This is a genomic window from Rheinheimera baltica (genome assembly GCF_030731985.1).
GTDB classification, from domain to species: Bacteria; Pseudomonadota; Gammaproteobacteria; order Enterobacterales; family Alteromonadaceae; genus Alishewanella; species Alishewanella baltica.
The window spans coordinates 1-20,032 of the sequence record NZ_JAPJDY010000009.1 but is presented as its reverse complement, the minus strand read 5'-3'; the positions used below and the strand labels follow the sequence as shown (position 1 = coordinate 20,032).

Below are 20,032 nucleotides of genomic sequence, written 5' to 3'. Positions count from 1 at the left end.
CCAGCGGGTCAACTGTTCATGCTAGCCGTGGCGGATTTAACATTAAGACATTACAGCACAGCGCCCTCGCCGTCTTCCGCTACGGGTGCTGGTGGTAACATATCCTCTCTACTGATACCGAGAATTTCAGCAATCGCACTGGCAACATAAATAGAGGAGTAGGTACCTACAGCAATACCAAACAACAGCGCGGTAGCAAAACCATGAATTAACGCACCACCAAGATAAAACAACACAATTAATACCAACACCGTTGTTAGTGACGTAATCACCGTGCGGTTTAGTGTTGAGGTAATAGCACTATTAATAACCTCGTCAGTACTAACATCACGAAGCTTGCGAAATGTCTCCCGAATACGGTCAAACACCACGATGGTATCGTTGATGGAGTAGCCTATTAGCGCCAATATTGCTGCCAGTACGGTTAAATCAAACTCCAGTTGCAGTACTGAGAACAAGCCCAGCGTCAGGATCACATCATGTGCCAACGCCACGACTGCCCCCACCGACAAGCGCCATTCAAATCGCAGAGCGACATACAGCAATATGCCGACCAGGGCCGTAAGCATGGCCAGGCCACCGTCTTGTTTTAACTCCTCACCGACGCTTGGGCCAACAAACTCGACCCGGCGCATGGTTACCGGTTCGGCCTGCTGCGCATTGAGTGCCTGTAATACTGTGTCGCCAACCACGGCCTGAGCAATTTCTGCGCGCAGCGGTATACGGATCATCACATCACGGCTGGTGCCAAACAACTGCACAACAGCATCGCCATAACCGGCGCTGTTAAGCGTTTGGCGCACGGCAGCTAAATCTGCGGGTTGGCTAAAACCGGCTTCAATCACCGTACCACCGGTAAAATCCAATCCCCAGTTAATCCCATTGATGAAAAACGAGGCTAAAGAGCCAATAAGAAGTAGTATCGATAGCATTACTGCTGGCCACTTTAACCGCATAAAATTCAGCGGTTGTGAAAGATTAAATACCTGCATGCTGAGCTCCTTATACTGGTAATGACTGCAAACGGCGGCCACCCCAAATTGCGTTAACCACTAAGCGCGTTCCCACTACAGCGGTAAAAATTGACGTTAAAATGCCAATGGCCAGTGTCACCGCAAAGCCTTTTACCGGCCCGGTGCCAACACCAAACAGCACCAGTGCCACTAATAAGGTTGTAATGTTAGAGTCGGCAATAGTGGCAAAAGCACGGTCGTAGCCCAAATGTATGGCTTGCTGCACCGACTTACCTTCAGCCAGCTCTTCGCGAATACGCTCAAAAATAAGGACGTTGGCATCTACCGCCATGCCCACGGTTAGCACGATGCCAGCCATGCCAGGTAAGGTTAATGTGGCACCGGGGATCAGCGACATAACACCGACTATTAGTACCAAATTGCCCAGCAGAGCCACATTCGCCACTAAACCAAAGGCTTTGTAATACAGCGCCATAAACACCAGCACCGCTGCCATGCCCCAACCGATAGCCGTAAGCCCCAACTCAATATTTTCCTGACCAAGGCTTGGCCCTATGGTACGTTCTTCAATAATTTGCACCGGTGCAATCAGTGCGCCGGCTCGTAGTAAGGTTGCCAGATTTTGCGCCTCTGCCGGGGTGTTGATACCGGTTATGGCAAAGTCCCGCCCTAATCGCGTGGTGATGGTAGCGTCGTTTATGACTTCCTGCTGTTTCACCAGAACCCGGTTGCCGTCAGCGGCAATCTCGGCACCGGGCTTGTATTCGGTAAACACGGAAGCCATGCGCCGGCCAACCGCATCTTTGCTGGCTGCTGACAACATAACGCCGCCTTTGGTGTCCAGTTTAATATTGACCTGTGGCCGGCTGTAGTCATCATAGCCCGACATGGCGCCACTAATATGATCGCCGGTCAGCATAATACGCTTTTCCAACAACAGCGGCTGGCCATCACGGCTATAAAACAACTCAGATCCCGGTGGAGTTCTACCATCAATGGCGGCACTAATATCGCCCTCGGTATCTACCAGGCGAAATTCCAATGACGCAGTAGCGCCCAAAATTTCTTTTGCCTGCGCCGTATCTTGCACACCCGGCAATTGCACTACTATGCGGTCCGAACCTTGTCGCTGCACTAATGGCTCTGCCACACCAATGTCATTGACGCGGTTGCGGATAATGCTAATGTTTTGTTCCATAGCATAATCACGAATGTCTTTAATTTGTTGCTCGCTAAAACTGAATTGCAGGCTCAACGCCTCAACATCGGCGTTAAATATCAGGGCTCGGTCACGCTGCTTCAGTGCGGCTTGTGCTTTGGTTACCTCTTCAGCAGTGCGAAACTGTAGCAAAACCTGGCCAGTGGCAGGCTCTGCTTCAATGCTGCGGTAACGGATATTATCTTCGCGCAAGTTAGCCCTAAAGGTTTGCGCCATATCATTCAGGTTTTTGTCCAGCGCGGCTTTAATGTCTACGGCCAATAAAAAATGCACGCCGCCGCGTAAGTCCAGCCCCAGTTTCATTGGCGATGCGCCTATCGCGGTTAACCAGTCAGGCGTGGCAGCTGCCAGATTCAACGCAGTGATGTAATCATCACCCAGTTGCGTAGTGGCGATATCACGGGCCTGCAGTTGATCTTCTGTGCTGTTAAAACGTACCAACAGTTGACCGTTGCTAAGCATGTCAGAAGTTGACGCGATACCTGCAGCCGTAAAATGTTGCTCCAATGCAAGCTGGGTTTGCGCGGTGATAACACCGCCGCGTGTTGCGCTGATATTTAAGGCGGGATCTTGTGGATATAAGTTTGGCAACGCATACAGCAGTGCCAGTAATAACATGCCCGACACCAGGATATAGCGCCAAAGCGGGTTTTTATTTAACATGATTTTTTCCTTCACATAGCCTTAGCCGGTAAAGCGTCGCCTTACCGGAAAAGCAAATACATAAACAGCTAGCTTGTAGCTGGATTAAGCGTTAAGGGAAGGAAAGTTGCGGTGGAGCCCGCGCTTGAACTGAAAAAGTGAATAGCCGGCCAACTTGCACCAGAGCAACAAAAATAACCGGAAAATCAGCGTATTGTGTAACGGTAAGTGGTTTTGGCAACAACGCGACAGGTGCATCATCAATATCCTGCAGCGTGCTCAGTATCGGTTGTGGTAGCGTTGGTGTAATAGCATAAAGTTGTGAGTCTGCCAGCGGCGATAAGCGCACATCATGCACGGCCAACGCTTGTGGCATGCACAATAAACTTAGATAAAACAGTATGGCGACACTACTTAGCCAGCGCATAACACCTCATTTGCTACTTTTTATCGTGCGCTGCTAAGCAGTACAACGTTAAAGCATAATGGGCATTAGTGTGTTACAGCACAAGCCTTAGCTGCAGAAAAATATCAGTAAGTACACAAAGCCAGCCGGCTAAGTAGCACCGGCTATCGCTTTTCGCTGATATTTTATACAAACAAGCTGTATCGTTCAGGAATATACCTATTGCAGAGGGTTATTTTTACCCTGACGCATGCCGGGCTTGCTGCTCTAGCTCTGCTTTTAATGCCGGTTCTAGCTTTAACTGCCGAGCCAGTTCAGTTAAATAACTTCGCTCCATAAAATTTTCTTCATCCACCACCAGCACACTGGCCAGATACATTTCGGCTGCCATCTCGGGGGTTGTTGCACTACTGGCAATCTCTGTCGGATCTAACGGTTTTTTCAACTCAGCGTCAAACCAGTGCAATAACGCACCGTCTGACGTAAGTCGGGCAACTTCGTTATCAATAAGATCCCGTTCGCGATCATCAATATGGCCATCGGCTTTAGCCGCACCAATAATGGCACGTAAAATGGCATGACAGTGCTGCTCTGCTTGTGGTGCGGGTAACCTATCTACGGTTTGTGGCTCGGCTTGCGATACCTTACTACCCTGCTGCTTCTGCCAGTTGCCGTAAGCTTTATATGCCACTACGCCCAGCGCAGCTAAACCACCGTAAGTTAATATCTTACCGCCCATTTTTCGGCCTTTTTTACTGCCAAGCAGCAAGCCAAGGGCGCCTCCACCTAGCGCGGCCCCGCCTCTGCCTGCTAAGAAACCACTTACACCACCACTGTTATCATTCTTACCAGACGACGCGTGGCTTGTGTTACCCGCTAACAAATCAGCACCTTGTTTAAACAACTGATCCAATAAACCTTTTGTATTCATCGCAGCACCTTTATTCGTTTATCTAACAGCGTCTGACCCGGCATAAGCTAAAAAATTCCCTGCTGACATTAACTGTTACAACCTGATGTTTTGCCCTACTGGGTTAATGTGCTTTACTTGTTGTCGAATTAGCACCATAACAACAGGGATCTCTCATGTTTAAACCACGTTATCTTGCCTTGTTTTGCGCACTGGCAACCGGCTCAGCCTTTGCCAGTGACGGCACCCGCTTACTGCGCGAGCCAGATATCTCAGCCGAGCATTTAACCTTTGTCTACGGTGGCGACATTTGGCTTAGTGACCGCAGTGGCAACAATGTACGCCAGCTTACCAACCACCCGGCAAGCGAATTTGCACCGCACTTTTCCCCCGACGGTAAATGGATTGCCTACTCGGCCAGTTTTGATAACAACACCGACGTATACATCATGCCCGCAACCGGTGGCAGCGCTACCCGGCTAACCTTTCACCCGGGTGCAGACGTGGTAAACGGCTTTAGCGCCGATGGTAAAAAGGTTCTGTTTGCCTCAAACCGTGAAATTGAAAATAGCCGCAGCAATCAGCTATACGAAGTACCGGTAACAGGTGGCTTTGAAGATAAATTAATGCAAGCCGTAGCCTATGAAGGTGACTTGTCGGCAGATGGTAAAAAACTGGCTTACCGGCCTAATAATATGGCCTACAGTGGCCCAAGCGGTTGGCGCCTGCACCGCGGTGGCAGCACACCACCGGTGTGGATTATTGATTTAGCCGAGCAAAAACTGGAAAAGATCCCCCACCCTAATGCCAACGATTTCAACCCGTTTTGGCTTGGTGACAACGTTTATTTCCTGTCCGACAGAGACAACAAAGCCACTAACCTCTACCGCTATGCCGATAAAAAAGTGCAGCAGCTTACCACCAGTACCGAATGGGATTTAAAAAGTGCCGCCGGTTTTGGCGACACTATTGTTTATGAAGCCGGTGGATATTTAGCCCAGTTTGACGTTAAAACAGGCAAGGTTAGCCCGCTTAGCATTACTATTCATACCCAGTCAGAGCAAAAACGCCCGCAGTGGAAAGACGCCAGTAAAACCCTAACCTCAGCACGGTTATCCGCTACAGGCCAACGGGTTGTAGTTAGTGCCCGTGGAGATGTATTTTCCGTACCGGTAAAAGATGGTAGTACGCGCAACTTAACGCAAAGCAGTGGCGTGCGTGAATTTGACGGCCTATGGAGCCCGGATGGCAGCAAGGTTGCCTATATTTCGGATAAAGGCAATAAGCATCAGCTGGTGCTGCAAAGCCAGGATGGTTTAAGCGCACCGCAGCAGTTTGAACTGGCAGATACCGGCTACTTCAACCTGTTAAGTTTTTCGCCTGATGGCAAGCGTATTGTCTATCACGATAACCATTTAAACCTGTACGCCTTTGATATTGCCAGTAAGCGCAGCCAAAAACTGGATACTTCACAGCGGCGCGGCGGCTTTGAAGTGTCCTTCTCGCCCGACAGCCGCTATCTGGCCTATACGTTAAGTGGTGCAAACTACTTTAGCCAAATTAAGCTGTTCGACTTTAACAGCAACAAAGCCACGCTGATTACCGACGGTATGAGCCATGCCGAAAGCCCGGTATTCAGCCAGGACTACCTGTACTTTACTGCCTCGGTTAACACCGGTCCGTCGCAGGTGGGATTAGATTTATCTACCCAAGAGCGCCCGGTACGAAAAGGGATTTATGCCTATGTGCTGTCGGCCAAAGGTAAATCACCGTTACTGCCAAAAGACGGTGATGAACCGGTAGAGAAAAAGACCGACAAAAAAGATGACAAGAAAAAAGACAAAGAAAACGATACGGCTGTGAAACCAGTACAACTGGATTTTACTGGCTTGCAAGACCGTATTGTCGGCCTGCCGGTTGCCGAACGTAACTACGACAGCCTTGCGGTGGCAAGCGACGGTGCCTTGTTTTACGTTGAGCGCGTGCAGCCGGGTATTAGTAACGAGCCATCTGGCAACGACGACAATGACGGCACCTTATATCGCTTTGATTTTGAAGAGCTAAAAGCCGAAATAGTTAAAGAAGGTATAGCCAGCTATAACCTGAGTAATGATGGCAAAAAAATCTTACTGCTGAATATGCCTAACGCATTGCAAGTGTCAGATGCCGGCGCCAAACTGGATGCAAAACCGGTTAGCCTAAGCGATGTGCGCAGCTTTGTTACCCCGGCAGAAGAGTGGCAACAAATTTTCAATGATGCCTGGCGCATGCAAAAAGAGTATTTCTACGATGCCAAGCTGCACGGCATTGATTGGCAAGCGATTTATGATAAGTACCAGCCAATGCTGGCTCATGTGCAGCGTCGCGAAGACTTAAACGATGTGTTAGTTGAAATGATTGCCGAGCTGCAAGTAGGCCATAACCGCATTGGTGGCGGTGATGTCTACGCTGGCGTGTCCAGCAAAATGGGTTTACTCGGGGCCGATTACCAAATTAGCAATGGCAAACACCAGTTTAAAACCGTGTATCAGGGCGATCGCTGGAGCCCGTTTTTAAAAGCACCGCTTGCTACCCCGGGTGCCAGTGCCAAAGCCGGTGATTATTTATTGGCAGTTAATGGCCAGGAACTTAGCGCGAACGACAACATTTACGCCTTTTTCGACAACACACTTGGCAAGCAAGTGGTACTAACCCTGGCTGACGATGCCAAGGGCAAAAACCGTCGCAATATTACCGTCGAGCCGGTGGCGAATGAGCGTGAACTGCGCTTATGGCACTGGGTAGAACGCAACCGGCAGTACGTGGCAGACAAAACCGATGGCAAAGCGGCCTACGTTTACCTGCCCAATACCGCAGGCGGTGGTTTCTACTTCTTTAACCGCATGTTTTTCGCCCAAACCGACAAGCCCGCCGTTATTATTGATGAGCGTAAAAACGGTGGCGGCCAGGCAGCGAATTACATTACCGAAATTCTCGGCCGGGCGTTTTTATCCGGCTGGAAAGACCGTGATGGTTTAACGTTCTCTACTCCAGGCGGCGGTATTTATGGCCCTAAAACTATGCTAATTGACCAGGATGCTGGCTCGGGTGGCGATTTCTTACCTTGGGCATTTAAGCGCTTAGGCTTAGGTAAAACCATTGGTACCCGCACCTGGGGTGGGCTAATTGGTATTTCGACCAACCCACCGATGATCGACGGCGGCTTCCATGTAGTACCGTTCTTCCGCTTCTATACACCAGATAATGAATGGCGGGTAGAAAACGAAGGCGTCGCGCCGGATATCGAGGTAGAGCTAGACCCTATCGCCGTAAACAAAGGCATAGACGTACAGCTGGATCGCGCTATCGAGCATACGCTTAGCGAACTAAAAGCAAACCCACCTGCAGACCATAGCAAAGCCCCGGCGATGCCGACCAAGCTAGGTATGTAAGCTTCGGGCTTAAACGCAAAAACCGCTGCCCTGCAGCGGTTTTTTTATGATTAACATATTAAAATGGTTTACGGCGCCGCATACGCACGGTTACAGCAATCCAACCAGTGATTGTTTGAACAATCGCCCTACTTTAACGACAAGTCCCCCTTCAATTCGAACATGATCATTGTCCACTGCAACCACTTTATCTCTGTTGACAATAAATGACTTGTGAACCTGAACAAACTGCTGCCGTGGTAGCTGTTGAACCAGCCGTTTTAACGTACTGCTAACCAGCGTCATGTGTTCACCTTGCCATACTTTTACGTAGTTACCGTAAGCTTCTATCCAGGTGATGTCACCCAGCAGGAACTTACGTTTTTCGCGATCAACTTTAAGCATAAGATAAGCATTTAACGGTGAAACAGGAACATCGATTCGACGATGCACTTTGTTTAACGCCTCGATTAAACGTTCAGCGCTAACCGGTTTTAACAGATAATCGACCACGTCCAGCGCAAAGCCATCAATAGCATACTCTTGATAGGCGCTAATAATAATCACATGGGGCCGATTGCTCAGTACTTTGAGCATGTCGATCCCACTTAATGCCGGCATATTGATATCCAGCAGGATCAAATCAACCCGGTGGTGAGCAAGATAACTCAGGGCCTCAGTCGCGTTGTAGCAGTTTGCTACTATTGCAATATCATCACGCTCATTTAAATGATGTTTAATCACGTTATGGGCCAGCGGCTCATCATCGATAATGACCGTGTTTAACATGGCTCTAGTTCCATTGTTAGCTCGGCACACCAAAATGCACCTTGTCGTTGCGCCATAAATTGGTGCTTTCCGCCATAGAGTAACGCCATGCGCCGCTTCAGGTTATCAAGCCCGATGCCTGGAGCATGCGAAATGGCTTTGTCATGCAAACTATTAACACAGCGCATCAGCAGTAAGCCGTTCTCAACAGAAATGTTTAGATTAATTGTACATGGCGATTGGCTAGGTTCAACGCCATGTTTAAACGCATTTTCAAGCAAGGTAATCAACAATAACGGCGCTATTTTCCACTTATCTGCTTGGTCTGGGAACGATGTGCTGAGTTGGCATTTATCCGGGCTGCGGATCGCCTGCAGCGCCAAAAAATCCTGCAAATACCGGATTTCCTGCGATAGCGTTACGCGCTGCTGTTGACCTTCGTATACGGTATAACGTAGCAAGTTGGCTAATTGCAACACCAGATTGGGTGCTTGCTTAGAACCGGTTAATGTTAGCGAATATAAGTTATTCAAGGTATTAAATAAAAAGTGTGGGTTAACTTGTTGCTGCAGCAGTTGTAGTTCAGTCTGGCTTTGGCGCTGGGCAATTTCGGCTAAGGCCTTGTCTTGCTGTTGTCGTTCAAACGCCAAAATGATGGGTGCACTGATCGCTAAAACGAAAAAACAAACGCGAAAATTAATCGGCGCAAAGACATTGTAGTCTTGCGACGGTATAAGGGTAAATTCCGGAATATTAAGCGGCAACCATAACACCACAGCACACAATATTGGCGTCATCACAATAATGCTAATCAGGCAACTTGCGACATAGGCAAACACACCGCTACGGGCCAATATTCGACGGATCAGCACATAGCGGTTTAGCCAAAAGACGAATAAAAAAGTCGAACCTATTACTATAAACTGCCACAAGTATTGCATAAACAATTCAAAATTCATGATAACAGTGTCACTGTGAATAACGGCTTGTATCGGTTGATTTCGTAGCGGATCATCGGTTGAAGCAAAGATACCGGCCATCATCACCGCCCAGACAACCATCATCAACAACAGCACTGAATTCAGCGAGAACAACCTTGATATAAACAGGGTATAACGGCTGCCATGACTTCTGGCCAATAGCTGGCTTAAACCAAAACCAATACTCGCGATGGTTAAAAACAGCCAGGCTTGCATCTCGAACAGTGTCCATTTTGCATACACAAGACTCATGTCAGCCAACATAAAACACAGCATTGGATAAACAATAAAGCCAATACACCAGATTACCGCTGCATAGCGTTTCGATGGTTGAAATGCGACATAATGAGCAAGCAGCAACGGTGCGCTTTGCAGCACCAGCTGGAGAAAGGTTGTGATAAATACCACCGCGCTTTGGCTATGCACAGAGAAATTGCGAATTGATGTTTCAAGTAACAACGCCGCGATTAATCCCAGCTGATTCTCCATGATGGCGGTTAACTGTTGTTTAAACCTAACTGACAACTGAAATTGCATCTTAGTCTCCTTGGCGCACAATACCGCCAGCCTGACTGCAAATACGGTAGTTGTCATCGATTACATGACAAAACACCAATATCACTGACAAAAGGAGCATTTTCCAGATAAATAAGCGGTGTGATTCATTCATCATCATCACTGGGGGTTTCGTCATAGTGTGCTTGTTGGCGGGTATCGGGCTGCCTATGCTGAAGCACGATTCTGAAGGAAAAAGCCATGCTATCAATAAACAACCTCTGTGTTACTTATGCAGACGGTACCCAAGCGTTACGTGATATTAATCTGCAGTTGCCCACAGGTATGGTGGGTTTGTTAGGGCCAAATGGTGCCGGTAAATCTACCCTAATGCGCACACTCGCCTGCTTGCAAACGCCGGATAAAGGGCAAATACACTTTGGCGACATTGATACACTAAAACAGCCGATGGCCCTGCGCAGCCAGCTGGGTTACTTGCCACAATATTTTGGTGTTTATCCGCACATGAGCTGCTATGCAATGCTGTTGCACATGGCCATATTAAAGGGCATTAACGACAAAGCACAACAACAGCAGCAAATTGAAACCTTACTTGAACTGACCAATCTTAGCAGCGTTGCCAATAAAAATGTCGCCACATTTTCTGGTGGTATGCGCCAGCGGTTTGGCATTGCCCAAGCCTTGTTAGGCGACCCTCACCTGTTAATCATGGATGAACCCACCGCAGGGCTCGATCCCGCAGAGCGTGAGCGTTTGCATGCGTTGCTGGTGAATATCAGTAAAGACAAACTTATTTTGCTCTCTACCCACATTGTTGAAGACATCGAAAATTTATGCCCGTTTGTAGCACTCATTAACACCGGCCGAATTGTTGAAAGTGGCAAAGTACAAAGCTTGATAGCACCGCTGCAAGGACGGATCTGGCAAAGTCCGGTGCGGCCAGCAGATAGCAGTACCGTTCTCAGTGAAAGTTACCGCTTTGGTTTGCCCGTATACCGCCTGCTAAGTGAGCTACAACCTTGTGATGAAGCCATCCCCGTCGTTGCCAGCCTGCAAGATCGCTATTTTTTTGAGTTATCACACAAGGCAAATGCTAATGATGTTTTATAACGAATGGCGCTATTTAGCCAGGCAACCCGTGGTGTGGCTAGCTTTTGTGCTACTGCCGCTTGTCGCCTATGTGTTTGCTGAAGGTATGGGTGGAATTGACACCTTAGCCGACAAACGATTGCAAGTTCTGCAGATGACGCTGTTGATGATGGCCCTGCCGCTTTTATGCGGCGCTCTGGCGCCAATAGTGTTTTTACGTGATCACACTCACAGTATGTCAGAGTTAATTTTGGTGACACCGCAAAGTCCGCTGCACCGGTTGTTTTATCGTTTCATTGTCATGTGTTTGCTCTGTGCCGGCCTCATGCTGCTTGGCTTTTTTATTATGTGGATTACGCTCAGCCTGGAATACGGTTTTCAGCCGCTACTGTTGGCCTTAAACCTCTGGGGTTTTGCGTTAATGGCCCTGCCAGCCTGCGCGTTTTTTACCGCATTAGCATGCTACATCGCCCAACGTTTTAAATCTGTCGTGGTGATCTATGCAATATTTTGCAGCTTATGGCTAATGTATCTGGTGCTGGCAAGCCTGACTGGCGCCCCCATGTTAGCCGGCAGTAGCATTCGCTCTGTGTGGTTGTTTGATGCAATGCGTCTGCTGGACCCATTTGGCAATACGCCCCTGATCGCTATGTATAACAACATTGCACCAAACACTGCACCAGATCTTTATGGCGATGGGCATTTTTATCTAAACCGACTGTTCTACTGCCTGCTGGCTATCGGGCTTTTTGTACTCAGTCTCAGGTTTAAACCCCAACGCAACAGCGTTAAACTAATGCCTGGCAAGGCCGAACAGCCAGCCAATCTAAACAGGCATTACCAAACAGTAACTGCCACGCCAAAAGCGGCATGGCAACTAGGGCAACTTACGCGAATGGCACTGTTATTTATGCTTAAGCAGCGCTTGAACCAACTTATCCTGCTTGGTTGGACCTTTATTATGTTCAATGAGGTATTGTCGGGTATTAACTATGCAGAGCCACTATCCGTTATCAGTGCCACTAGTTTGGGTGCGCTAAATCGCATTACTGATGATGTTCTGCCATTACTCGGTAGCTTTTTAATCGCGTTGTGGGCGTGGCAACTCAGTTGGTATAACCGGCAAACCGCCATGGCTGAACTGATCTCGGCAACACCCGTGCGCTCCGGCATACTGATCGCCAGCAACATTATTGCGCTGAGTGGGCTTATTTTATTACTGATGTTGCTCAGTGGTGTTGGCAGTATTACGGCTGAACTAGTCGCCAACAGTGACATCAGACTTGAGCAATATCCGGCGCAATTGAGCAAGGTTGCCTTATCGTTATGGCTGCTGGGGGCACTGTTTAGCGTTTTTCATAGCATTTGCCGCTCACCGCTTATCGCAGGGGCTTGGTGTGCAGGCATACTACTAATGAAATACACGCCGCTAAGTGGAAAATTAGGCCTTACCCACACACTGTGGAATATTGCTGCGTCGCCACTGCAACCGGCCGATGCCTTTTGGGGGTTAGAGCAAAGCCAATCAGTGTACTGGCCCTTTATGACATTCTGGATAGTGTTAACCATAGCCTTGCTATGGCTGGCGGGGCAGTGGTCACACCGCAGCACTGGGCTGGTTAATCATAAACATCGCAGACTGTCGTTCAGTTCTGCGGTGTTTATGCTTATTGCATTAATCACCGGCATTAATTTACATAATCACATCATCGATGAAAGACCACTGATGAGCTCAGATTTGCGCCAGCAATGGCGTGCAGAGTACGAACAACACTACGCCGCCTGGGAGTCAGCCGCTCAACCTGTTATCAGCCATATTGACGCCAATGTGGATTTCTTTCCGCAAGCTGGTAACGCGGTTTTTGTGCTGAATTACACCCTGGAAAACCGAACAACAAAGACTATCGATAAACTCCTTATTGGACATGCTACGGCAACGCCGATTGAGCAACTTGAGCTATCTGTTGCTTACACCTCGCACTATGATCAACGGCTTAGCCAATACACACTGACATTAGCAAACCCACTCACCCCGGGCAGCACGGTGCATTTGCGCTCGCGCTTAACATTCACTCAACCACAGCATTGGCCAGCGGTAACACCACAATTTGTCAAACCGTCGTTTAGTTATATACGTGGCTTTCCATTGTTACCCACAGTTGGGTTTCAACCGCAGTACACCCTTCGCGATAAACAGCTGCGCCAACGTTATGGTTTAGCGCCGCTTAATCTGGCCAAGCCATCAACCTTGTTCGCTAAGCCAGACGCAAACCACGCCAGTTACGACTGGGTAACGTTGCATTCAGTGGTATCTACCGATGCCTCGCAAACACCACTAGCGCAAGGGGAGCTGGTTAAGCAATGGCAACAACAGGACCGCAGTTATGCCGAGTATCACACTATGGCGCCCATTAGACATGCCGCAGCCTGGTATTCCACTGGCAATACGGTGCTCACTGAGCAGCACGATAATGTCACGCTGTCGGTTTACAGCCCGGAAATAAACGCGGCGGCAAGGCTTAATATGCTGGCGATGCAAGATACATTGAGCTGGATGGCACAACACATTACGCCATATCGGGGATCGAGGCTGAACTTGTTGGCAACGCCCAGCGTGGGCCCCAGTGGCTATGCATTGCCCCAGATGATAATGATTGACTATCAGCTGGGTTTTCTCGCAACACCTGCAAAAGATGCAGGATTCGATCAACGCTATCGACGGGCGGTACACGAAACCGCGCATCAATGGTTTGGCCATGATTTAGGCAATGGAGTACTGGAAGACCGCGCCTTTCTGGTGGAATCTTTGGCGAAATACATCGAACTGGTGTTAATTGAGCAGCGCTATGGTACCCAGGCCATGCAAGCACTTGTTGATTATGAACGGCAGCGCTTTCAACGTGCGATGATAGGCTCCAGCGTTAAAACGCAAGCGTTAGTGGATGCGACAGAGCAGCATGATATGTATTCACGCGCGACCTTAGTCTTTGCCATGCTACGTCAGCAATTAGGTGATGATGTGTTAAGCCATGCACTTCGATTGTTGTGGCAACAACATGCGTATCCAAACACTCCTGCCACGTCGATGGACTTTGTGCGGACACTGAAAAGCTTAATCGATGCGAAACAACAGCAACTGGTTGATGCGTTATTACTGGGAACAGATATTAAGCTGCTGCAGCAAGTGGCAGCAGTTGAAGAATAATCAGCGCCGCGCTCTTTGAGCTGTCACTTAAATAAAAACCGCTGCCCTGCAGCGGTTTTATCGGCCATTAATAATGTTGCACGACAGTTTTTAATCACTCAAGGCTAGCGTTAAACAACACACATGAAATCAATATCTCTGGCCACATTGCTTAAGCTTAATGTTAGGTAAATAAGCCTTCAAGCTGCTCTTTTTGTTCAGTGCTAAGTCCACTTACCGACTTTAATGCAGCTTCAAGTGCTGCTTTAGCCGCATCCGGCAAATTAAAATGTAAGTAGGCTTTTATTAACGCACTATGCGCATTTAACGATTGCGGATACGTTTTAATATTCCACTTAAGCAGCGCCAACGCATCTTCTTGCCGGTTTAGGTATTGTAACCACTGGCCATATCCAGCGGCTCTATCTTCTGGGATCACCAATGTTTGGTTGAGTAGCGCCGAACGGGCCTTAAAAACAGCTTGAAGATCAGCCAGCGTTTGCGGTGTTTCAGGTATTGCCCAATTTGGAAATAAATGTTTTAAACCATAATATTGCCCCAGCAATGTTGTTGAATTATGGCTTTCATCACTAAAGGTTTTTACTAACACATTTAGGTTTTTACTTGGGTATTTATTAGTTAATTCAACCAGCTGTTGAAACGGTTCAGTCATAGTAGGTTCTTCATTCGCAATAGACATGAATAAACGCCCTTTTAGCGCCTGATTTTTAAGCGCCTCTTCAGCTAAATTCAGTAGTTGTTTATCATTCCAATACAATGAGGGGCTTATCGCAATAACACCATTGAACAAATTTGGGCGTTTAATTAAGGCATTTACTGCAAATTGGCCGCCATGCGATGTACCAGATAATGCCTGGTAAGCTGAGGTGCGATAGCGGCTTTTAATGAATGGAATAACCTCTTGTTCAATATAACTAAGAAAACGATCGGCCCCGGCCAAATGTTCAGGCTGTTCGCTGCTGTCTTTCGTTAACGTTAAATCCTCTGCCCGCTTATGCCGTGGATTGACGATTCCAACCACTATCATGCTGGGTGCTACATCAAACTTTGATAAATAATCTAGCGTTGCAGCGGTATGAGGTCCTTGTATGTCACCGTCTGTAATATATAAAACCGGAAACGATTGCGTTGACTCTTCATAGTCCGCTGGCAGGTACACAACCAACTCGCGCGTTTCAGTTAAAATTTCGCTCTCAATAGTCGTTTGTTCAATTTTGCCAAATTTTTCAGCAGCAAAAACGCTAAAGTGAAAAAAACACATCATCACAAGTATTAAATTTACGGTTATTTTTTTCATTTGTTGAACTGACGAAGTTGAATGTGGTTACCATCACGATCTGCGATGTTTGATACTTTAAATATTGGATTGCTCCACTCGCCCTCGAATGATTGACCACCTAATTTAACAGCCTTCTCACGCGACATAGTCATATCATCTACTGTGAGGAAAAGCTTAATGGGGCTGAAGGCTTTAGTCGAAATATCGAATGGTGGTACATGAATGATTAAGTTGAAGCCATTCGTTTCTAAGCTAATAAAATCATTGGTTTTGCGAACAACTCGCATACCAAAAAGTTTCTCATAAAACTCTGATAGGTTGTTCAAATCGCCAGAATAGATAAGAACACCGTTTTGCGCTGGCCCTGACATGTGTTGTTCCTATTCATCCATAAAGCGGCAAGCACCTGTTGCTAGCCGCTGTCCGCAATATTTTCGTTACTTGCTATGTGCGCGCTGGTATTTTTTGTTTTGCCGTATTAAGTACATCATTTTAAATACATTTTTATAGGCATACCGTTATCATTTCTCAAAATCCTCGTGGGTTTATTTTCATCCATTCGTGCTTTCCACTCAGGTTTAACTACGAGGTAGTAATAGACAATAAACCCAAGCCATGACAGGAAAAAGGAAATTAAGAACCAGATTATTTTATTTTCACCAGAGGCCTTCTTTGACATTAACGCTGTAACCCAAGGAAGTACATTGAGAATAAAGAAAAACAAAAGAAACAAAAAAAGTATGTCCATAAATACCTCTTACTTATAAATTTTCATGTAAGCAAACAACGAATCTTTAGAAAACTCTCTTGAGCACACAGCATTACTACCCAAGCCATTCTGTTTATTATTTGTTACGAACTTTGCATGCTTTTGGTGGGAATTTCAAGACAATATTTAGTTAATGCTATTTCTTTAAAACCTAAGGTTAATCAGTCATGTCTTTGCGATATATGCCCCATTACTCTGCTAACTTAACGTATCGGCTTACCTTCTCTAGTCTATGCACCATACAATAGAACTGCCATTGGCCTTGCACCTTGGTTTTCCCCCTTAAACTAAACCGTTTTAACCCTTTATTGGTGCGGTGGTAATACCCCAATTGGAAGATTGTTCAGAAACTTAAATTTGAATAGATGCCGGTAACAGATTATTCGGGCACAGCAAAAGCACAGCGGGATATTAGTTTTTATCTGATGGATTACAGCTGGCGCAGGCCACATCTGTTCAACAAGGTGTGTCGCCGTGGCTCGCCATGCTATAAAGCACCTTACTCACTTACTGCAGCCGATGTTGAACCTACATCTTTTTTAAGCACCAACACGACCAAATACACCAGCCCTAATATTGGAATTAAAGATAAAACGACACCTAGCAAACCGGCAAGAACTGGAGTTTGAGTTTTACGACGGCCCAGGTAATAACAAACCGCACCCATGATGAGCGCGAATATGAAAATGAACTGGCCGAGTAACGTAGCATTAATATTCAACTGAATTTTCCTTGTGGTTTATAACGCTCGCAGCACTCGCGAGCAACTTGTTGCGAGTCGGCGTCGCAGCCAGCGCTTTTTGCTGGCGTTTGTTATGCCTGACTCGGACCATCTCGATATTTAGATTTTTCAATGATTAAAGGGACTTGTGATGCGAACCACTCTCTTTCTTTGGCTCCAAATGTCGTTTTACGCCCATTTAACCTGTAGTGATAAACAATCGAACCTTGATGTTCTTTTATCGTGAGTTGATGTTTTCCGATATTATCTGTAACAACTAACTCGATCTGAGCACTTTCGGGTAAAAATAATAGTTCGGTTTCTTCAGCGTTAAAACGAATTTCTTCGTTTATAGCACGTGAAGAGGCCGTGATATGTAAATAGAAGTTTTCTTGATCTATTGTATGACGATATCCGGGCCACGTAATACATGCAGAAAGACCAAGGCTTAGGCAAGCTAAAATCACTAGCCGAAATTTAAGAAATATTGACATTTGCTTTCCCTGTTTCACTGTTGTTGTTCCTTAGACTAACGGTAATCGTTCAACCGGCATAACGCCGCCAGCAGCAGCCGAGTGAAACGAGGTCCAGCCCCAACTTGTTGGAGCGTTGCTGACTGGCCTTGTTAGGCACTTGCCTGCTTAGTACTACGAACTAAAAAGTAGAAGCATACAGCCAATAACAAATAACGTGGCAGCGTTGTAATGATGTTATTGAGCATCTGAGGCTGTGATTGAGCAACAAAATACAGTTGCAATAGCACCAGAGGCGCAAGCAACAATGCATAAAAAGTGAAATCTGGTTTGCTGATTACCAGCTTACTAACGAAAGCTACCACTAAAAATGCTGCTGCCAGCGGCACCGCGATGGTGAACAAGTCGACCAGAGTGAAAGCAAGCAAGCCTGATACTTGTGCAACCGGTTTTAAAATGTCAGCCGGTATTGCTACTGCAGCAACAATGCCAGCAATAGCAATCGACGCATAAGCTAGTGCAACACCTAAAATGACGGCAATTACTCGATTTTTGATTTGATCCATCTACTTACTCCTTGTTTTGCCTAACGCCCTGTTAATGGGCAAAATATAGTTGGCTAAAATTAAGCGACGAAGGAGCAAAAGCCAACTGTATTTTGTCCTTATTTAACAGTTTTTTAGAGAACTTTAATTGAACTCTTTATACAACTCATCCAAATATGAGTCACCCAAAATAAAAGCTGAGTCATAATCTGGTTTAATAAATATGACCACTTTTTCTTTAAGCTTAAATTTCCTGCTGCAATGGGTATAAGCCTCTTCGATGATTTCGAAATTTTTCCCTTTCAAAGTCTCACTAACCGCAACACGCATACTAAAAGATTCAGGAACCATAATAATATCGTCACTCTTTTTTAAAGTAACATGAGATTCGAATGATTTGTTGGTTACACCTGTCACATAACCTACATGAACAGAAGTAGACTCATTAATGTGCTCTGCGATTGTTCTAAAAGCGGGTCTACAAGCATTAGCTGACACACTAAATAAAGTAAAAATAATTAGAATTAATCTCATAACTCCGAGTGCTCTCTAACGCTTGCAGCAGCGGCCGAGCGTAGCGAGGTCCAGCCCCAAAGGGGCGTTGCTGACTGCACTTGTTACATGCCTACCACTCAATTTGAATTTTTGTACCGACATTTACCAATTCCATAAATTCATCCATTTCGGAGTTTGTAATGGCAATACAGCCGTTGGTCCAATTAAATCGCTGCGCAATTGGAGCAAGCCAACCTAACCAATTACGCTGCCCATGAACCATAATAAAACCACCAGGCGAAACACCATTTTTCTCAGCTTTAGCTATATCAACTGCGTTTGGATAACTGACATGCATAGCCCTATAGAATGAAGAGTCTTCTTTCTTGTAATCAAGCGTGTATTCACCTTCAGGGGTCTTTTCATCACCTTCTTGTTCTTTATGCCCTTTAGGATTGGCGCCAAGGGCAACGTCATAAACCTTTACTATTTCACCGGCCGACAATAAGTACATTTTCCTTTCGGATTTGTCGACTTTAACCAGATCTACTTCTGCAAAAGCTGCTTGAGTAGCGAACATAAAAATTAGCAGGATGTATTTCATAGCATGTAACGCCCGCAACAGCGGGTTGGGTGAGATGGCGATATTTTTGCGGCTTTTGCAAAAATGACGACAGCTCGCCCAAGTCCGATTGCTTGCGTTTGTTATGTTCATTTTACGATTTCTTTAGCGCCGTCAATCGCTTCTTTGGGAGTCAAAATACCAAAACCAATTGCCAACACAACAATTAAACCGACTGCAACTATAATAGACACTGTTAATTGCCTGAATTTAAGATGTGCCGACATTACGCATAAAGTTGAAATTAAAAGACTACCCAACAGCATCAAATTGTACGCAGTGCCTTGCATGGCGAATATCTGCTGTAAAACAACCAGCCCAAATAATGAAAAAAGAGAAAGCAAAAATGCGATTAAAGGCCAGTCAAATAATTTTGGACTGTTTCCTGGCACAATTGAAACGCTAAATAGATTTGAATTGAATCCGTTATTTAGCGCTTCATCTTGGAACCTTTCTATTGTTCTTACATCTTCAGCTACTTTGGAGATTTGATCTAATGACAATTTTTCAAGAGGCATTACGAGCACCCCCTTGGGATGTAGATACAACTCGAAGAACATCATTTTGTACCGCTGTACCTGACCACTGCTTGGGCTCGTCCTCACCTTTTATAAGAAGTAACCTATTTCCTTCCATGTAAATATTGGTACCACCAAAGGAAACTCCTTCTAGATTACCTGCCACCATTCTCTGAGGAACTTTGCTTAGAACAGAACCGACCGTAGGGCTTAGAGATTCAATTTTCTCAGTTTTATCATTATTAGTGTTGAATATAAATTCAAACACAGCCCCTTCAGAGTCTACTGGATATATCGTAGTTTTAATGCATACATTACTAGCGAGGTATCCTTCGATATTTCGCCTAAATAATTCTACGTATTTCTGTAGCCGTGTCGTTTTCTTCATCGATTACTCATTTTCTGACTTGAACATAGACATAATGACTCCCCACGAGGTGCTGACCTCCGAGTTCGTGGGTTAGTTTCGCAACCAGAGCCATACTGTATTT

20 protein-coding genes are annotated in these 20,032 nt (G+C 46.2%); 3 read left to right on the top strand and 17 right to left on the bottom strand.

What is annotated here, in order from left to right; genetic code table 11:
* Positions 1 to 50 precede the first annotated feature (50 nt).
* The 4 genes from secF to ORJ00_RS15005 form a co-directional block, all read right to left on the bottom strand.
* Entirely contained in the window at positions 51 to 992 is a 942-nt protein-coding gene (secF, locus tag ORJ00_RS15020; RefSeq protein ID WP_306125399.1) for a protein translocase subunit SecF, read from the bottom strand.
* 10 nt (positions 993 to 1,002) lie between these two features.
* Positions 1,003 to 2,856, bottom strand: a complete 1,854-nt coding sequence (gene secD / locus ORJ00_RS15015) for a protein translocase subunit SecD (protein WP_306140239.1) — start codon at positions 2,854 to 2,856, stop codon at positions 1,003 to 1,005.
* A gap of 91 nt (positions 2,857 to 2,947) precedes the next feature.
* Positions 2,948 to 3,262, bottom strand: coding sequence for a hypothetical protein (locus tag ORJ00_RS15010; RefSeq protein WP_306125397.1), 315 nt, complete (start codon positions 3,260 to 3,262; stop codon positions 2,948 to 2,950).
* Between the two features lie 217 nt (positions 3,263 to 3,479).
* Complete coding sequence (locus tag ORJ00_RS15005) at positions 3,480 to 4,172, bottom strand: tellurite resistance TerB family protein (RefSeq protein WP_027672818.1); 693 nt, start codon at positions 4,170 to 4,172, stop codon at positions 3,480 to 3,482.
* A 155-nt stretch (positions 4,173 to 4,327) separates the two neighbouring features.
* Between ORJ00_RS15005 and ORJ00_RS15000 the strand changes: the two genes are divergently transcribed.
* A complete protein-coding gene (locus ORJ00_RS15000; RefSeq protein ID WP_306140238.1) occupies positions 4,328 to 7,582 on the top strand; it encodes a S41 family peptidase in 3,255 nt (1,084 codons plus the stop codon).
* 90 nt (positions 7,583 to 7,672) lie between these two features.
* On the opposite strand, the gene ORJ00_RS14995 is transcribed toward ORJ00_RS15000, so the two are convergent.
* The 3 genes from ORJ00_RS14995 to ORJ00_RS14985 are packed head-to-tail and all read right to left on the bottom strand — an operon-like array spanning position 7,673 to position 10,003.
* Complete coding sequence (locus ORJ00_RS14995) at positions 7,673 to 8,350, bottom strand: LytR/AlgR family response regulator transcription factor (RefSeq protein ID WP_306125394.1); 678 nt, start codon at positions 8,348 to 8,350, stop codon at positions 7,673 to 7,675.
* Positions 8,344 to 9,846 (bottom strand): sensor histidine kinase, encoded by a 1,503-nt coding sequence (locus tag ORJ00_RS14990; protein WP_306140237.1) that lies wholly within the window; start codon positions 9,844 to 9,846, stop codon positions 8,344 to 8,346. The genes ORJ00_RS14995 and ORJ00_RS14990 overlap by 7 nt, the downstream gene beginning before the upstream one ends.
* A gap of 1 nt (position 9,847) precedes the next feature.
* On the bottom strand, positions 9,848 to 10,003 hold the full coding sequence (locus ORJ00_RS14985) for a hypothetical protein (RefSeq protein ID WP_169338573.1): 156 nt from the start codon (positions 10,001 to 10,003) through the stop codon (positions 9,848 to 9,850).
* A 62-nt stretch (positions 10,004 to 10,065) separates the two neighbouring features.
* On the opposite strand from ORJ00_RS14985, the gene ORJ00_RS14980 reads away from it, so the two are divergent.
* Together ORJ00_RS14980 and ORJ00_RS14975 are read left to right on the top strand one after the other, a co-directional pair.
* Positions 10,066 to 10,935: an ABC transporter ATP-binding protein gene (locus tag ORJ00_RS14980; RefSeq protein WP_305977002.1), complete on the top strand. Its 870-nt coding sequence runs from the start codon at positions 10,066 to 10,068 to the stop codon at positions 10,933 to 10,935.
* Positions 10,922 to 14,119, top strand: a complete 3,198-nt coding sequence (locus tag ORJ00_RS14975; RefSeq protein WP_306140236.1) for a M1 family aminopeptidase — start codon at positions 10,922 to 10,924, stop codon at positions 14,117 to 14,119. Before ORJ00_RS14980 ends, ORJ00_RS14975 begins: the two co-directional genes overlap by 14 nt.
* A 163-nt stretch (positions 14,120 to 14,282) precedes the next feature.
* Here ORJ00_RS14975 and ORJ00_RS14970 read toward each other — a convergent pair whose 3' ends face one another.
* The 10 genes from ORJ00_RS14970 to ORJ00_RS14920 form a co-directional block, all read right to left on the bottom strand.
* Positions 14,283 to 15,416 carry an alpha/beta hydrolase gene (locus ORJ00_RS14970; RefSeq protein ID WP_306140235.1) on the bottom strand — a complete coding sequence of 378 codons (1,134 nt, stop codon included), beginning with the start codon at positions 15,414 to 15,416 and terminating at the stop codon, positions 14,283 to 14,285.
* On the bottom strand, positions 15,413 to 15,769 hold the full coding sequence (locus ORJ00_RS14965) for a VOC family protein (RefSeq protein WP_305977005.1): 357 nt from the start codon (positions 15,767 to 15,769) through the stop codon (positions 15,413 to 15,415). The genes ORJ00_RS14970 and ORJ00_RS14965 overlap by 4 nt, the downstream gene beginning before the upstream one ends.
* A gap of 116 nt (positions 15,770 to 15,885) precedes the next feature.
* The gene (locus tag ORJ00_RS19040; protein WP_027672811.1) at positions 15,886 to 16,146 is read right to left on the bottom strand and encodes a PLDc N-terminal domain-containing protein; all 261 of its coding nucleotides are present in this window, start codon (positions 16,144 to 16,146) and stop codon (positions 15,886 to 15,888) included.
* A 520-nt stretch (positions 16,147 to 16,666) separates the two neighbouring features.
* On the bottom strand, positions 16,667 to 16,888 hold the full coding sequence (locus tag ORJ00_RS14950; RefSeq protein WP_305977007.1) for a hypothetical protein: 222 nt from the start codon (positions 16,886 to 16,888) through the stop codon (positions 16,667 to 16,669).
* A gap of 92 nt (positions 16,889 to 16,980) precedes the next feature.
* The gene (locus ORJ00_RS14945) at positions 16,981 to 17,382 is read right to left on the bottom strand and encodes a hypothetical protein (protein WP_084153672.1); all 402 of its coding nucleotides are present in this window, start codon (positions 17,380 to 17,382) and stop codon (positions 16,981 to 16,983) included.
* A gap of 131 nt (positions 17,383 to 17,513) precedes the next feature.
* Positions 17,514 to 17,927, bottom strand: coding sequence for a hypothetical protein (locus ORJ00_RS14940; protein ID WP_306140234.1), 414 nt, complete (start codon positions 17,925 to 17,927; stop codon positions 17,514 to 17,516).
* A gap of 123 nt (positions 17,928 to 18,050) precedes the next feature.
* Entirely contained in the window at positions 18,051 to 18,440 is a 390-nt protein-coding gene (locus ORJ00_RS14935; RefSeq protein ID WP_305977663.1) for a hypothetical protein, read from the bottom strand.
* 91 nt (positions 18,441 to 18,531) lie between these two features.
* The gene (locus ORJ00_RS14930) at positions 18,532 to 19,116 is read right to left on the bottom strand and encodes a L,D-transpeptidase family protein (RefSeq protein ID WP_305977662.1); all 585 of its coding nucleotides are present in this window, start codon (positions 19,114 to 19,116) and stop codon (positions 18,532 to 18,534) included.
* Positions 19,113 to 19,541: a hypothetical protein gene (locus ORJ00_RS14925; RefSeq protein ID WP_306140233.1), complete on the bottom strand. Its 429-nt coding sequence runs from the start codon at positions 19,539 to 19,541 to the stop codon at positions 19,113 to 19,115. Before ORJ00_RS14925 ends, ORJ00_RS14930 begins: the two co-directional genes overlap by 4 nt.
* On the bottom strand, positions 19,531 to 19,929 hold the full coding sequence (locus ORJ00_RS14920) for a hypothetical protein (RefSeq protein WP_305977660.1): 399 nt from the start codon (positions 19,927 to 19,929) through the stop codon (positions 19,531 to 19,533). Before ORJ00_RS14920 ends, ORJ00_RS14925 begins: the two co-directional genes overlap by 11 nt.
* Between the last annotated feature and the right edge of the window lie 103 nt (positions 19,930 to 20,032).

Bases quoted from the DNA above. Each gene is read 5' to 3' on its own strand.
- ORJ00_RS14965 (WP_305977005.1), bottom strand. From the start codon at position 15,769: ATGTCAGGGCCAGCGCAAAACGGTGTTCTTATCTATTCTGGCGATTTG.
- ORJ00_RS14940 (WP_306140234.1), bottom strand. From the start codon at position 17,927: ATGGATCAAATCAAAAATCGAGTAATTGCCGTCATTTTAGGTGTTGCA.
- ORJ00_RS15005 (WP_027672818.1), bottom strand. From the start codon at position 4,172: ATGAATACAAAAGGTTTATTGGATCAGTTGTTTAAACAAGGTGCTGAT.
- ORJ00_RS14970 (WP_306140235.1), bottom strand. From the start codon at position 15,416: ATGAAAAAAATAACCGTAAATTTAATACTTGTGATGATGTGTTTTTTT.
- ORJ00_RS19040 (WP_027672811.1), bottom strand. From the start codon at position 16,146: ATGGACATACTTTTTTTGTTTCTTTTGTTTTTCTTTATTCTCAATGTA.
- ORJ00_RS14975 (WP_306140236.1), top strand. From the start codon at position 10,922: ATGATGTTTTATAACGAATGGCGCTATTTAGCCAGGCAACCCGTGGTG.
- secD (WP_306140239.1), bottom strand. From the start codon at position 2,856: ATGTTAAATAAAAACCCGCTTTGGCGCTATATCCTGGTGTCGGGCATG.
- ORJ00_RS14985 (WP_169338573.1), bottom strand. From the start codon at position 10,003: ATGACGAAACCCCCAGTGATGATGATGAATGAATCACACCGCTTATTT.
- ORJ00_RS14945 (WP_084153672.1), bottom strand. From the start codon at position 17,382: ATGTCAATATTTCTTAAATTTCGGCTAGTGATTTTAGCTTGCCTAAGC.
- ORJ00_RS14990 (WP_306140237.1), bottom strand. From the start codon at position 9,846: ATGCAATTTCAGTTGTCAGTTAGGTTTAAACAACAGTTAACCGCCATC.
- ORJ00_RS14920 (WP_305977660.1), bottom strand. From the start codon at position 19,929: ATGAAGAAAACGACACGGCTACAGAAATACGTAGAATTATTTAGGCGA.
- ORJ00_RS14925 (WP_306140233.1), bottom strand. From the start codon at position 19,541: ATGCCTCTTGAAAAATTGTCATTAGATCAAATCTCCAAAGTAGCTGAA.
- ORJ00_RS14995 (WP_306125394.1), bottom strand. From the start codon at position 8,350: ATGTTAAACACGGTCATTATCGATGATGAGCCGCTGGCCCATAACGTG.
- ORJ00_RS14980 (WP_305977002.1), top strand. From the start codon at position 10,066: ATGCTATCAATAAACAACCTCTGTGTTACTTATGCAGACGGTACCCAA.
- ORJ00_RS15010 (WP_306125397.1), bottom strand. From the start codon at position 3,262: ATGCGCTGGCTAAGTAGTGTCGCCATACTGTTTTATCTAAGTTTATTG.
- ORJ00_RS14935 (WP_305977663.1), bottom strand. From the start codon at position 18,440: ATGAGATTAATTCTAATTATTTTTACTTTATTTAGTGTGTCAGCTAAT.
- secF (WP_306125399.1), bottom strand. From the start codon at position 992: ATGCAGGTATTTAATCTTTCACAACCGCTGAATTTTATGCGGTTAAAG.
- ORJ00_RS14930 (WP_305977662.1), bottom strand. From the start codon at position 19,116: ATGAACATAACAAACGCAAGCAATCGGACTTGGGCGAGCTGTCGTCAT.
- ORJ00_RS15000 (WP_306140238.1), top strand. From the start codon at position 4,328: ATGTTTAAACCACGTTATCTTGCCTTGTTTTGCGCACTGGCAACCGGC.